The sequence below is a fragment of the Enterobacter sp. ZOR0014 genome, assembly GCF_000798855.1.
In the GTDB taxonomy this organism is placed as follows: domain Bacteria; phylum Pseudomonadota; class Gammaproteobacteria; order Enterobacterales; family Enterobacteriaceae; genus Enterobacter; species Enterobacter kobei.
The window spans coordinates 13439-27024 of sequence record NZ_JTLF01000326.1; the positions used below are offsets into that span (position 1 = coordinate 13439).

Here is a 13586-nt window from a genome sequence, read left to right on the forward strand (position 1 = left end):
GGCTACGCCTTACCCGGCCTACATTCAGCTCCCGTAGGCCCGGTAAGCACAGCGCCACCGGGCATTTGCACTATCCCAACATTTCCCTCAACACCGGCCCAATCTTCTCAAACGCCTGCGGCGAAATGATATCCACGTGGGCGCAATCCTGGCTATGCACCTCAAGCTCCGCCACCCACGGTGCCCAGGCGACCTGCGGATCCATCGTGCGCGTGCGCTCGGCGACAAACAGCGTCGCTTTGCCGTCAAACCGCGCGCTGTGCGCCGTGGTGAGCAGGCGCACCGCATCGGCGTAGTTGCCCTCGATGGCGCCAAACAGTTCACTGCTGCCCTGCCCCTGCTGCGCAGCGATAAACGCCTGCCGCTCGCGCTCAATTTCCGCCAGCACTGCCGGGTCGAGGCCGTTGGCCTCTTTCTCCGCCCAGTTCTGGGTTTCCGGTGGCCAGGTATCCAGCAGGCCAAGGAACGCCACCTCTTCACCCTGCGCGCGCAAACGAGCGGCAATCCCCTGCGCCAGCGTGCCGCCGAGGGAATAGCCGAACAAATAATACGGCCCCTGCGGCTGCTGCTTACGCAGCGTATTCAGGTGATGATCAATCACCCCATCCAGATCCGCACACTGCTGCATCGGCCCTTCCGGTCGGGGAGACTGAATGCCGGTGATAGACCAGCGCGGGCTGAGGTGGCGCGCCAGCACGCTGAACTGCCAGGCAAAACCGGACGCCGGATGGAAGCAGAACAGCGTCGGGCCATGGCTTTCACGCAGCGGCAGAACGGCTTCATGCCCCAGACGCTGCGCCTGCTCGTCGTTCATTTTTAAGTCCAGCAGCGCACTGAGCTTGCTCACCGTCGAGGCGACCATAATCTGCCCCGGCGTGATCTTGCGGGCGAACGTGCGGCTGAGCTGCGCCGCCAGCCGCATCGCCAGCAGCGAGTGGCCGCCGAGGGCAAAGAAGTCGGCTTCGATATCGTTCACCTCGCAACCCAGCAGCGCGGCAAACGCCTGCGCCACGCCGATTTCGGTGTCCGTTTCCGGCGCGCGTCCGGTGGTTTTGCTGGTCAACTCCGGCAGCGGCAGCGCCTTGCGGTCGAGTTTGCCGTTCGCGCTGAGCGGCAGCGCGCTGAGTTGCAGCAGCACCACCGGCACCATATGCGGCGGAAGCTGCGCCTTAAGCGATTCCAGCAGCGCATCGCGATCCAGCGGTAAACCGGATTCGGAGACAACGTATCCCACCAGCTGGCGGGCATCACCCCCCGTTGCCGCCGCCTGGTTGAACACGCAGGCATGCGCCACGGCCTGCGCCACGTCCGGCAGCGACAGCATCGCCCGGTCGATTTCGCCCAGCTCAATACGCTGGCCGCGAATTTTTAGCTGATCATCGCTGCGGCCCAGATATTCTACCGCCCCGTTATCCAGCCAGCGGGCGACGTCACCGGTGCGATACATCCGCTCGCCCGGCGCGAACGGGTCGGCGATAAAGCGGCTGGCGGTGAGATCCGGACGCCCCAGATATCCCTGCGCCAGCTGAATGCCGGTGAGATACAGATCCCCCGCCACGCCGAACGGCACCGGGCGCATCAGTGCATCCAGAATGCGCAGCCCCGTGTTCCACACCGGGAAACCAATCGGCACGCTATTGCCTTCAACGGCCGCCAGCTCAGGGCCAAACGCCGGATACCAGCTCACGTCCACTGCCGCTTCGGTCGGGCCGTAGAGGTTGTGCAGCGGCGCACGGGTGAGCTGTTGCCACTCGCGGCACAGCCCGGTCGGCAGCGCTTCGCCGCTGCAGAACACCTGCTTAAGCGTCCTGCAGCAGTCGACGTTTTCCGGCGTCAGCGAGGCGACAAACGCCGCCAGCATCGACGGCACAAAGTGGGTCGTCGTGACGCCATACCGGGCGAAGAAGCTCTGCATCGCCTGCGGGTCCCGGTGCGCGTCCGGCTCGGCCATCACCAGCTTCGCCCCGGCGATAAACGGCCACCAGAACTCCCAGACCGAGACGTCAAAGCTGCACGGCGTTTTCTGCGCCACCACGTCATTCGCTGTCAGCGGGTAGTGGTTCTGCATCCACTTCAGGCGGTTAACGATGGCGGTATGCCCAACCATCACCCCTTTCGGACGCCCGGTTGAACCCGAGGTAAAAATGATGTACGCCGTCTGCTCCGGTTTCGCCACGCGCAGAGGCTCAGTACCCGCAGCAGGCAAAAGCATGTTGTAACTAAACGAAGCTATGGGCAGTTCGCTAAAGCGCGGAAGCTGCTCATCGGTGGTAATCAGCAGGGACGGCTTTGCGTCCTCCAGCATCATCCGCAGGCGGTCGTCCGGGTAACCGGTGTCCAGCGGTAACCACGCGGCGCCGGCTTCCACAATGCCGTGCAGGGCCAGCGTCAGGAATACCGAACGCGGGAGGGCCACCGCCACGCTGTCGCCCGGCTTCACGCCGCGCGCACGCAGCAGGTTTGCCAGCGCGACCACCTGCTCGCGCATCTGGCGGTAGTTCAGCTCGATGTGCGCATCCGCCAGCGCGGGGGCGTCCGGCGTCCTGCTCGCCTGTTCCGCCACCAGCTCCGCGAGCGTGGTGGAGGGTAGCGCCAGCCCGGTGTCATTGATGCGCGCAAGCTGCGCGTACTCTTGCTCTGACACGGTTTCCACTTCCCCACAGCGCAGGTCCGGGTTAGCGGCAAACTGCACCAGCATCGCGTTCAGGCGCGCGACGTGGCCCTTCAGCGTTGTTTCATCGTAACGCTGTTTGCTGGCGAGAATTTCAATGCTTAATCCGCCCCGCTCGTCCGGGAACAAGGCCAGCTCGAGATCGTTCACCGGTCCGGTCGCCAGCGTGTGGGTGATGGCCTCTACGCCGTCGAGTTCCAGTTGATAATCGAACATCTTAACGTTCAGCACCGGGCCAAACAGGGCTTCATCACCCGCCGCCTTACCGCTGTCGCGGAGAATTTGCTCCGCGTCGTAGCGCTGATGGCGGCGCATTTTTTTCAGCTGGCTCGCCAGACGCAGCGCCAGCCCAGGCAGGCTCTCCTGTGGATCGATATTCACCGCCAGCGGCAGGACGTTGAGCACCGGTCCGGTTGCGGTCAGCGCGACGGAGCCCATGCGGCGCATAAAGATAAACCCGGCGGCGTAGTCCAGACGCCCGGTCAAACGGCCCAGCCACAGCGCGACCAGCGCAAGCGCCAGATCGGTACGCTGAACCTGCCCTGCAGCCTGCGCAAGCTGGCTAAACGCGCTGCTGTCGGCGACGATTTTCAGGCGCAGGATGTCAGTTGTCGCGGCGCGCCCTGGCAGCGGCACGGAAGAAAGAGAGACCGGAGGAGGAAGCTTTCTGCGCTGCGCTGCCCAGAAGTCACCGTCGCGTGCATACACCTCGCTTTCACGATAGCGCTGATACTCTTCCACCACCTCGGCGAAGGGTGAAAAAGGAGAAGGTGGCGTGGGGTCGCCCTTTTTCCATGCGGCATAAATGGCGGCAATCTGGCGGGTAATCGCCGGGAAACTGAAGCCATCCACCACTAAGTGATGATAACGCTGATACCAGTACCAGCGTTCTTCCCCCACCTGAATCAGCAGATGAAACGCCAGCGGTTGACCGCTGTCGACGCGCAGGTTCTGGTTGAGATCGGCTTCCATCAGCGCCACGGCGGCATCATGAGAGTCCACGCGAACGATGGACGGTTCCGGCAGCATGACGGTTTCATCCACCCACTGCCACACCTCACCGTTATCTTCGGCAAAACGCATCCGCAGGGTATCGGCCTGCATCATGCCTTCAGCAATGGCTTTTGCCAGCAACGGCGCGTCGATATCGCCCTTTAGCTCAGTGTAGTGCGCCACGCTCCAGGCATTTGGCAGCGCGGACAACTGCTCCGCCATCCAGATACCCGGCTGGGCGGCGACAAGCGGAAGACGGCTCATGCGTTTTCCCCCGCAAAATACGACGGCTCAAGCGTCTGCCAGTGTTCCGCCAGCCACTGCTGGCACACGTCCTGAGACTGCGCTTCGCATACCACGCGCCAGCCCGCGGGCAATTCGCACTGCTGCGGCCACAGGCTGTACTGCCCCTGGTCGTTTTGCAAAATGACAAACTGTCCCTGCGGATTATCGAAAGGATTGCTGAATTCCATACAGACTCCGTTATTGAATAAGCGGCTGCCAGAGGGTCATCAGCCCCTGCGTCAGCCCACCGCGCCAGCAAAGCGCGTCGTGTCCGCCGTCAATCTGACGCCAGTAAACCTGCTGCGCGTGCAATTCGGCGTAAATCGCCTGATTCACGCGGAAGATAAGCGGTTCGTTGCGCCCGGCCTCAAGGACGATGCGCAGTCCGCGTGCGGTTTTTTCACCCGCTTTAAGCTGCCCGATGAGTAGCCCCTCCTGCTGTGCGCCGCGGTGCGGCCACCAGTAGGAACCGGACTGACTGAGCACGCAGCCAAAGCGCTGCGGCCAGTTGAGGCCCGCATAAAGGGAGGAAAGGCCGCCGAAGCTCTGACCCGCCGCCACGGTACGGTCGGCGCGGTCGCTGAAGGGGGCAATGCGTTGTATCTGTGGGAGGAGTTCTTCCTGTACCGCCAGCCAGAAATCGGGGTTGCAGGGCAGCTCGCGGCTGCGGTGTGCGGTATCAATCACATCAATTAAGACATAGACCGCCGGGGGCAGTTTGCCTTCACGGGTAAGCGCGGCCAGCGCGGGCCAGACGGGCATGCTTTCGGCCCAGAACTGGCCATCAAGCAGCACCGCCAGCGGGCGCTCGGGGTTTTCCTCCCCGGTGGTAAAAATCCAGACTCGGCGGCGGTTTTTCAGGCGTGCGCTTTCCCAATCAATGCAGACCGGCGCGTGGTGGGGCGTATCAGGACGATCCCAGCCTGGCTGAACGGGTGCGCCCGGCATTTCAAGCGCCGAAACGGCATGACCGCGACCACCGCGCCAGCTCTGCGGGTTAAGCGGGTCGGAAACCGCGTGCGGCAGCAGTTTACCCCAGCCTTCGCGCAGCGCCATACGGTCCGGACTCTCGCCTTCAAACACCGCGTCGGCAAAATCGTTTTCATTCACGGAAGGGATAAAACAGTAGCTCCCCCGCCACGCGGGACTGAACTCTCCCTCCCACTGCCAGACGTCGGTATCCGGGATGCGTTTGAGGGACTGCGGGCGGGCATTTTGATGGTGATCGGTCACGCCGGTGATATTGAGCCAGACGTGTTTAATCGGTGACGACGTCTGCGTTCCGTTCGGATCGCGCCACCAGAACGTGACGCGAAATTTACCTTTTTCAGGTTTCAAGTCAGGCCCGCTTTTCGACTGCCACCACGCTTCACTGCCCGTTGTTAACGCCGTCACCCTTATAACCTCATGTTTAACAGTCTTTTTTGTTTCAGGACAAATTTTATTGATAATATTATTGATAACTATTTGCATTTGCAATAGCGTAATGCCCGCGCTGTGGGAAGCGCGTTCATGAATAACCATAAAAGCGGGACGTACAATGAATAAGAAGATTCACTCTCTGGCCTTGCTGGTCAATTTAGGGATTTATGGCGTCGCGCTGCCCGCCATGGCAGACGACAACACCGCCTCCGCGCAGCACGAAGACACGATGGTGATCACCGCCGCCGAGCAAAATTTGCAGGCGCCGGGCGTGTCGACCATCACCGCCGATGAGATCCGTAAAAACCCGCCCGCGCGCGACGTGTCGGAAATCATCCGCACCATGCCGGGCGTGAACCTCACCGGTAACTCCACCAGCGGCCAGCGCGGAAATAACCGTCAGATTGATATCCGCGGCATGGGCCCGGAAAACACCCTGATCCTGATCGACGGTAAACCGGTTACCAGCCGTAACTCCATCCGTCTGGGCTGGCGCGGCGAGCGTGATACGCGGGGCGATACCGGCTGGGTACCGCCGGAGATGATCGAGCGCATCGAAGTGATCCGTGGTCCGGCGGCCGCCCGCTACGGCAACGGCGCGGCAGGTGGCGTGGTCAACATCATCACCAAAAAATTCGACGACCAGTGGCACGGCTCCTGGAACACCTACCTGAATGCGCCGGAACATAAAGACGAAGGTTCCACTAAGCGCACCAACTTCAGCCTGAGCGGCCCGCTGGGCGGCGATTTCAGCTTCCGCATGTTCGGTAACCTGGACAAAACCCAGGCCGACGCGTGGGACATCAACCAGGGCCATCAGTCTGACCGTACCGGCGCCTACGCCAACACCCTGCCCGCAGGTCGTGAAGGTGTAGAGAACAAAGACATCAACGGCGTCGTGCGCTGGGACTTCGCGCCCATGCAGTCTCTGGAGTTTGAAGCAGGCTATAGCCGCCAGAACAACCTTTATGCGGGCGACACGCAGAACACCAATAACGACAACGCGCTGGTGAAGAAAAACTACGGCAAAGAAACCAACCGTATTTATCGCCAGAACTTCGCGGTGACCTGGAACGGCGGCTGGGATAACGGCATTACCACCAGCAACTGGGCGCAGTACGAACACACGCGCAACTCCCGTCTGGGCGAAGGGCTGGCTGGTGGGACGGAAGGTCTGTTTAACAGCGATAAATTCACCGACACCGATCTGGCCGACGTGATGCTGCACAGCGAAATCAATCTGCCGATTGATTTCCTCGTTAACCAGAATCTGACCCTGGGCACCGAGTGGAACCAGCAGCGCATGAAGGATTCAACCTCCTTCACGCAAACCCAGCAGGGCGGCACCATTCCGGGCATGAGCAACGACCGTAGTCCGTACACCTCGGCGGAGATTTTCTCCCTGTTTGCGGAGAACAACATGGAGCTGACCGACAGCACCATGCTGACCCCTGCCCTGCGCTTCGATCACCACACCATCGTCGGCAATAACTGGAGCCCGTCACTTAACCTGTCGCAAGGTCTGGGAGATGACTTCACGCTGAAGATGGGTATTGCGCGGGCTTACAAAGCGCCAAGCCTGTATCAGACCAACCCGAACTATCTGCTCTACAGTAAAGGCCAGGGTTGCTACGCAAGCGGCGACGGCGTCGGCTGCTACATGATGGGCAACGACGATCTGAAAGCCGAAACCAGCATCAACAAAGAGATCGGTCTGGAGTGGAAACGCGACGGCTGGCTGGCGGGCGTGACCTGGTTCCGCAACGACTACCGCGACAAGATTGAAGCGGGCTATGCGCCAATTGGCCACACCTCTTCCGGTAAGGTGCAGACGGATATTTACCAGTGGGAAAACGTCCCGAAAGCGGTGGTGGAAGGGCTGGAAGGCTCCCTGAACGTGCCGGTCAGCGACACGATCAACTGGACCAATAACATCACTTACATGCTGCAGAGTAAGAACAAGGAGACCGGCGACCGTCTGTCGATCATTCCGGAGTACACGCTAAACTCGACCCTGAGCTGGCAGGTGCATCAGGATGTGTCGCTGCAGTCGACCTTCACCTGGTACGGCAAGCAGCAGCCGAAGAAGTACAACTACAAGGGTGAACCGGTGAGCGGGTCTGAGAAAGACGAAGTTAGCCCGTACAGCATCGTTGGCCTGAGCGCGACCTGGGACGTGACCAAAAACGTCAGCCTGACCGGCGGCGTGGACAACGTCTTCGACAAGCGCCAGTGGCGTGCGGGTAATGCCCAGACCACGGGGAATGCCACCACCGGCGCGTATATGTACGGTGCGGGAGCGTATACGTATAATGAGCCGGGTCGCACGTGGTATATGAGTGTGAATACGCATTTTTAAGGCACTGAAGTAAACCTTCCCTCTCCCCTCCGGGGAGAGGGTCAGGGTGAGGGGAAACCATGCACACAACCCACAGCACGTTCATTCTCGCCGATCGCACCGTTCACCGCGTCACCTTCGACCCCACCACTTTTACCGACGCCGATCTCCTCTGGCTTCCCCATCACGCAGAGCTTTCAAACGCCGGACGCAAACGCAAAGCCGAGCATCTTGCCGGGCGCATCGCCGCGGCGCATGCCTTACCGGACCACACCGTACCCGGCATCGGCCCCAGCGGGGAACCGCGCTGGCCACAGGGGTTTTCCGGCAGCATCACCCACAGCGGCACACAGGCCATGGCTGTCGTTATGCGCGAACACCCTGCGCTTATCGGCATTGATTGCGAAACGATCCTCCCCGAAAACGAAGCCCGGGAAATCAAAGACGGCATTATTGATGCGCAGGAAGAGAGTGTCCTTTCCCGCTCGGGTTACTCGTTCACCCTCGCCCTGACGCTGGTGTTTAGCGCCAAAGAGAGCCTGTTCAAAGCCCTCTTTCCGCAGGTGCAGGCCTGGATGGGTTTTGACAGCGCCCGCGTCACGCAGCTCGTCGATAAGACGCTTACGCTGGCATTGACCTGCCAGCGCGCGGGCTATCCCGAAGGCACCGCCTTTACCGTTCACTGGCAACAGCACGGCGAACAGGCGATCACCCTGCTGTCACACTCTCCTGTCGACGGGCCTTCACGCTGGTGACCACAAACGTCACGATAAACACGACCGCGAACAGCACGACGATGGTCGGGGCAGGCGCGCTGTCGAGATAAAACGACGCATAGACGCCGCTTACGGACACGAGCGCGGAAACGGCTACCGCCACCAGCAGCGCCATGTGGAAGCGCCGGGTGATCAGCACCGCCACCGCGCCGGGCGCAATGAGCAACGAAATCGACAGAATAATCCCCACCGCTTTCAGCGTCGCCACGATAGTCAGCGAAACCATGCACAGTAATCCATAGTGCAGCCAGCGAGTGCGCAACCCGCTCGCCTGCGCCTGCTGATAATCAAAGCAGAACAGCAAAAAGTCCCGCCACTTCAGGCCAATCACCAGCGCAATCAGCCCCGCCACAATCCCGCTTTGCAGAATGTCCATCCCGTTAATACCCAGCATATCGCCGAACAGAATATGGTCGAGATGCACCTCGGGTTTGACGGCGATGTAGAGGATCAACCCGGCACCGAACATGCCGGAAAAGACGATCCCCATAACCGTATCCTGCTTGATGCGGCTATTGTCTTTCAGGTATCCGGTGGCGACCGCGCAGAACAGACCGGCAATGAATGCGCCCAGCGCCAGCGGCAGCCCCATCATCCAGGCCAGCACGACGCCGGGAAACACCGCATGGCTCATGGCGTCGCCCATCAGCGCCCAGCCCTTGAGCACCAGAAAAACCGACAGCAGCGCGCAGGGCACGGCGACCAGGAGTGAAATCAGCAGCGCGTTGTTCATAAACGCAAACTGGAAGGGTTCAAGGAGCAGCGCGATCATGGGTGGACCTCCTGCGCCTGACGCGCCCGGCGGCGGCTGGCGAGCAGCCCGTGCTTCGGCGCAAAGACGAACGCCAGCAGGAACAGCAGCGTCTGGGCGACCACGATAATGCCGCCGGTCGCGCCGTCGAGATAATAGCTCGCCCATGCGCCAAGGAAGCTGGTAATGCTACCCATGGCGACGGCAATCATCAGCAGTCGCGGGAAGCGATCGGTCAGTAGCCACGCGGTCGCGCCGGGCGTGACCACCAGACAGATCACCAGAAATGCGCCGACGGTTTGCAGCGCAGCCACGGTGGAAACCGCCAGCAGGGTAAAGAACAGGATCTTCAGACGTTCAGGACGCAGACCGATGGCGCGGGCGTGGTTCTCATCAAAAAAGGTCACCATCAAATCTTTCCATTTGAACAGCAGAACAAGCATCGACACCACGCCGATAATCGCCAGCTGGACGATGTCTTCCGGGGCAATGGCGAGGATATTCCCGAGGACGATAGTCTGAATATTCACCGAGGTCGGGTTGAGTGAGACCATAAACAGCCCCAGACCGAAAAAGGAGGAGAAGATCAGCCCGATGATGGCGTCCTCTTTCAGGCGGCTGCGCTGGTTGAGAAACAGCATGCTGCCCGCCGCCAGCCCGCCCGACAGGAACGCCCCCAGCGAAAACGGCAGCCCGAGCATGTAGGCTCCCGCCACGCCCGGTACGATGGAGTGCGAGAGCGCATCGCCAATCAGCGACCAGCCTTTTAGCATCAGATAGCACGAGAGAAACGCGCACAGCCCGCCCACCATCGCCGAAACCCACATCGCGTTTAGCATGTACTCGTAGCCGAAGGGTTCCAGAAATACGCTCATTTTACCTCCTGACGGTGCGTCACGAAGGGGCGTTCATCGTCGGTAATAATGCGATCTTCAGAGCCGCTGAGCACCACGTGGCGCAGCACGCCGCTGAAGGCGCGCTCCAGATTTTCGGCGGTAAAGGTGGTTTCCGTCGGGCCGCTTGCCAGCACGGTACCTTTGACCATGACCGTGTAATCGCAAAACTCGGAGACGGAGCCTAAATTGTGGGTCGATACCAGCATGGTTTTGCCCTCATCGCGCAGTTCCCGCAGCAGGATGATAATTCTGGCTTCAGTTTTAACGTCCACGCCGGTAAACGGCTCGTCGAGCAGGATCACCTCGCCCTGCTGGGCAATCGCCCGCGCCAGAAACACGCGTTTCTTTTGCCCGCCGGAGAGCTCGCCAATCTGCCGATGGCGCAGCTCAAGCATATCCACCCGTTTCAGAGCGTCGGTGACGATCTGCCGATCCAGCGCTTTTGGCCGACGCAAAAAACCCATATGTCCGTAGCGGCCCATCATCACCACGTCTTCCACCAGCACCGGGAACGACCAGTCAACCTCTTCCGACTGCGGCACGTAGGCGACCAGGTTCTGACGGAGCGCCCGGTGAGGCGGTAATCCCAGAATAGTGATCGTGCCGCTTGCCGCCCGTACAAAGCCCATCACCGCCTTAAACAGCGTAGATTTGCCGGAACCGTTCACGCCGACCAGTGCGGCAATCGAACCGCCCGGCACGCTGAACGAGGCATCACGCAATGCGGTATGACCGTTACGGTAGGTCACGGTCAAATCGGTTACGACAATCCCCTTCTGCATGGTTACTCCTTCATGCCGTCACGGATGCCCTGCACCAGCGTGCGGGTCGTGACGTTCAACAGATCGATATAGGTCGGCACCGGGCCGTTTTCTGCGCTCAGGGAGTCGACATACAGCACGCCGCCGTAATGGGTATCGGTTTCCCGTGCCACCTGGCGCGCGGGTTTATCGGAGACGGTACTTTCGCTGAACACCGCCGGAATGCGATGTTTTTTCACCAGATCGATAACCTTGCGCACCTGCTGAGGCGTGCCCTGCTGATCGGCGTTGATCGGCCACAGGTAAAGCTCTTTCAGGCCCAGATCCCGCGCCAGATAGGAGAACGCCCCTTCACTGGTGACCATCCAGCGTTTATCTTCCGGGATCTCCGCAACCTGCTTACGCAGCGGTTCGAGGGTAGCGGTGATCTTCTGCTTATAGGCTTCAGCGTTGCGCTGATAGGTCTGCGCATTCGCCGGGTCGTACTTCACCAACGCGTCACGAATGTTATCGACGTAAATCAGGGCGTTATCCGGAGACATCCACGCGTGCGGGTTGGGTTTGCCGTTATACGGCCCTTCCCCGATCCCCATCGGCGTAATGCCTTTGGTGACAATCACTTCCGGCACGCCGTTCAGATGCTGATAAAACCGCTGGAACCACAGCTCAAGGTTCATGCCGTTGGCCAGGATCAGCTGCGCCTTCTGGGCGCGCTTGATGTCGCCGGGCGTCGGCTGATACTCATGGATTTCAGCGCCCGGTTTGGTGATGGAAGTGACTTCTGCGGCGTCCCCCGCCACGTTTTTCGCCATATCAGCGATAACGGTAAAGGTCGTGATGACCTGGAATTTTTCAGCCGCCTGCGCGCCCGTGGTGGCCGCGGTCAGTAGCAGCGAGCTGAACAACAGACGCTTCAATCCTTGCAGTAGGTACATCGCAGAACTCTCCTGAAGTGGTTAAAAATATACCGAAATTAGCCTTAGCTATATTGTATAGCACAGGCTATAATCAAATGAAAATAGTTATCATTATTGATTTTGGCGCGACGGGTGACGCTGCGCGAAACTTGTGCCGCCGCCCCGCCCTTTACGATGACAAAACCTTTTGTCTTCACCTTAAAAAGCATTCGTTTCGATGAGACTATAACCCCTTCAAAAAACGCGTATTACCACCAACTTTGCGAATTTAGCGCGCGGAGAAAGCCGTCAGCAAAACCTGCGTTAGGCGCTGAATACCAGCAGGACGCGCCAGCACTTCGCCCCCCCCTTTATTGAACACCTGAACGGCGTGGATTTTGAGAAGCGCGAAGTGGTGAAAATCCGCAATCGCTATGACGCGAGCGTGCCGGCGGTGGTAGGTGCGCTATCGCGCCTGAAGCCGGTCTTCGTTGAAGATGCGAAAGGCTGGCCTGGGAGTTTGCCCGCATCCTTAACCAGGAGGCGAAAGAGCTTGAGGCGGCGGGCGTGGACATTATCCAGTTCGACGAACCGCGTTTAACGTCTTCTTTGACGAGGTGAGCGACTGGAACGCGCGGCAAGCTGGCCACGCTGAGCGCGGGGGCAGAAATTGTGCGCAGGGAGCTGCTGGGGAAATAAGCACAACGTTCAGACAGGGGTAAAGGGGGCCAGATGGCCCCCTTTCGCTTATCGCCGCGAATAATGTGCTAGCGGTAGGTCAGGGTGAAGGACGCCGTGGCGCTCACCGAGCCTGACCGCGCATTCGCTGAAGTCATGTAATACGCGGCCTTGAAGGGAATATTCACCACCTCCCCCGGCGAGGTGGTCGTGCCGTATTTAATTAACTTGCCGAACTGTACCGGCGCATCATTATATTTCAGCTGAATGCCCAGGCCTTTTGCCGTCGAGCTACTGTTTAACCCCAGGACGCCGTTGGCAGCATCGGCAAGCGGGCTGACGTTATCCAGCGTTACATTCACCGCGGTCTGTTCACCACAAATAAGCGGGATGGAAAACGTTACCGGATTCTGGGTGCTGCCCACGCCGTTAAACTTCGGCAACAGCGCAATCCCCATATTGATATTCAAATTTTTATCCTGAATCTGACAGGATGCAGTGCTGATGTTCATCGGCGAAAAGATATATTTATAAAGCGGCAGGCGTTTAATATTATTACTGACCGGCGTGCTGTATTCCATATTTAGCGTCAGCGCCGGTATTGAGCCCGTCGCGGGGGTAGTGCTGGTTTTAATCAGCTCGAAGGTATCCGTGAACGTTGATACACCATTCTGGAGGATCCCTCGCCTCCAGCTCGCATTATTGAGATTCATCCGGGTGACAAACTCGCTGCTTTGCGTGGTGCTGGAAAAGTTCTTCCAGCGGATGCCGATGCCCGGAACCTCCGTCGCCCGCACGTTGGCCAGCGGCGAGGCGCCATAATCCGCATTCGTCCCCGAGAGCTGAATAAACCACGAGCCATCATATCCAATTTGCTGGCCCTCAGGATCGCACGTCATGGGGTTAACGGTGGTTATCGTCGCTAAAACCGTTCCAACGGGCGCATCCCGCTGAACGACAATATTCCGATCTACGTTCACCGCGACGTCGTTTGCAGAACACAGCGCAAAAGCATTCAGAGATATAGCGCTTCCCACTGCAGCCGTCGCGATTTTCATTACGGTAGACATCATATGTTCCTTCATTTAGGTGAGGCTTAGGCCTTCTCTCGCCAAAGTC

The 13586-nt window shown here is 59.6% G+C and carries 10 protein-coding genes and 2 pseudogenes; 4 read left to right on the forward strand and 8 right to left on the reverse strand.

Going from position 1 to position 13586, the window contains the following annotated elements; all coding sequences use genetic code 11:
- Positions 1-70 precede the first annotated feature (70 nt).
- Genes entF through fes form a run of 3 tightly spaced genes read right to left on the reverse strand, consistent with a single transcriptional unit; the run spans position 71 to position 5344 of the window.
- Positions 71-3928, reverse strand: a complete 3858-nt coding sequence (gene entF / locus L977_RS18540) for an enterobactin non-ribosomal peptide synthetase EntF (RefSeq protein WP_047626518.1) — start codon at positions 3926-3928, stop codon at positions 71-73.
- A complete protein-coding gene (locus L977_RS18545; protein ID WP_047344421.1) occupies positions 3925-4137 on the reverse strand; it encodes an MbtH family protein in 213 nt (70 codons plus the stop codon). The genes entF and L977_RS18545 overlap by 4 nt, the downstream gene beginning before the upstream one ends.
- 10 nt (positions 4138-4147) lie before the next feature.
- Positions 4148-5344 carry an enterochelin esterase gene (gene fes / locus L977_RS18550; RefSeq protein ID WP_047626521.1) on the reverse strand — a complete coding sequence of 399 codons (1197 nt, stop codon included), beginning with the start codon at positions 5342-5344 and terminating at the stop codon, positions 4148-4150.
- Between the two features lie 145 nt (positions 5345-5489).
- On the opposite strand from fes, the gene L977_RS18555 reads away from it, so the two are divergent.
- Together L977_RS18555 and entD are read left to right on the forward strand one after the other, a co-directional pair.
- Positions 5490-7730, forward strand: a complete 2241-nt coding sequence (locus L977_RS18555; RefSeq protein ID WP_047626522.1) for a TonB-dependent siderophore receptor — start codon at positions 5490-5492, stop codon at positions 7728-7730.
- A gap of 59 nt (positions 7731-7789) precedes the next feature.
- Complete coding sequence (entD, locus tag L977_RS18560; RefSeq protein ID WP_047626524.1) at positions 7790-8464, forward strand: enterobactin synthase subunit EntD; 675 nt, start codon at positions 7790-7792, stop codon at positions 8462-8464.
- On the opposite strand, the gene L977_RS18565 is transcribed toward entD, so the two are convergent.
- Genes L977_RS18565 through L977_RS18580 form a run of 4 tightly spaced genes read right to left on the reverse strand, consistent with a single transcriptional unit; the run spans position 8418 to position 11828 of the window.
- Entirely contained in the window at positions 8418-9257 is an 840-nt protein-coding gene (locus L977_RS18565; RefSeq protein ID WP_023338157.1) for a metal ABC transporter permease, read from the reverse strand. The genes entD and L977_RS18565 overlap by 47 nt on opposite strands.
- A complete protein-coding gene (gene sitC, locus L977_RS18570) occupies positions 9254-10111 on the reverse strand; it encodes an iron/manganese ABC transporter permease subunit SitC (protein ID WP_047626526.1) in 858 nt (285 codons plus the stop codon). Before sitC ends, L977_RS18565 begins: the two co-directional genes overlap by 4 nt.
- On the reverse strand, positions 10108-10914 hold the full coding sequence (gene sitB / locus L977_RS18575) for an iron/manganese ABC transporter ATP-binding protein SitB (protein WP_047626527.1): 807 nt from the start codon (positions 10912-10914) through the stop codon (positions 10108-10110). Before sitB ends, sitC begins: the two co-directional genes overlap by 4 nt.
- Before the next feature lie 2 nt (positions 10915-10916).
- The gene (locus L977_RS18580; protein ID WP_047626528.1) at positions 10917-11828 is read right to left on the reverse strand and encodes a metal ABC transporter substrate-binding protein; all 912 of its coding nucleotides are present in this window, start codon (positions 11826-11828) and stop codon (positions 10917-10919) included.
- Positions 11829-11984: 156 nt separating this feature from the next.
- Here L977_RS18580 and L977_RS24585 point away from each other — a divergent pair.
- Positions 11985-12114: pseudogene (locus tag L977_RS24585) on the forward strand (putative oxygenase MesX); the annotation flags it as partial.
- 18 nt (positions 12115-12132) lie between these two features.
- Positions 12133-12451 (forward strand): annotated as a pseudogene (locus L977_RS24350) (methionine synthase); the annotation flags it as partial.
- 105 nt (positions 12452-12556) lie between these two features.
- On the opposite strand, the gene L977_RS18585 reads toward L977_RS24350, so the two are convergent.
- A complete protein-coding gene (locus tag L977_RS18585; protein ID WP_228484879.1) occupies positions 12557-13540 on the reverse strand; it encodes a fimbrial protein in 984 nt (327 codons plus the stop codon).
- Positions 13541-13586: the final 46 nt, after the last annotated feature.

Coding starts and splice junctions, on each gene's coding strand:
- L977_RS18555 (WP_047626522.1), top strand. CDS start 5,490: ATGAATAAGAAGATTCACTCTCTGGCCTTGCTGGTCAATTTAGGGATT.
- L977_RS18565 (WP_023338157.1), bottom strand. CDS start 9,257: ATGATCGCGCTGCTCCTTGAACCCTTCCAGTTTGCGTTTATGAACAAC.
- entD (WP_047626524.1), top strand. CDS start 7,790: ATGCACACAACCCACAGCACGTTCATTCTCGCCGATCGCACCGTTCAC.
- L977_RS18545 (WP_047344421.1), bottom strand. CDS start 4,137: ATGGAATTCAGCAATCCTTTCGATAATCCGCAGGGACAGTTTGTCATT.
- L977_RS18580 (WP_047626528.1), bottom strand. CDS start 11,828: ATGTACCTACTGCAAGGATTGAAGCGTCTGTTGTTCAGCTCGCTGCTA.
- sitC (WP_047626526.1), bottom strand. CDS start 10,111: ATGAGCGTATTTCTGGAACCCTTCGGCTACGAGTACATGCTAAACGCG.
- L977_RS18585 (WP_228484879.1), bottom strand. CDS start 13,540: ATGATGTCTACCGTAATGAAAATCGCGACGGCTGCAGTGGGAAGCGCT.
- entF (WP_047626518.1), bottom strand. CDS start 3,928: ATGAGCCGTCTTCCGCTTGTCGCCGCCCAGCCGGGTATCTGGATGGCG.
- sitB (WP_047626527.1), bottom strand. CDS start 10,914: ATGCAGAAGGGGATTGTCGTAACCGATTTGACCGTGACCTACCGTAAC.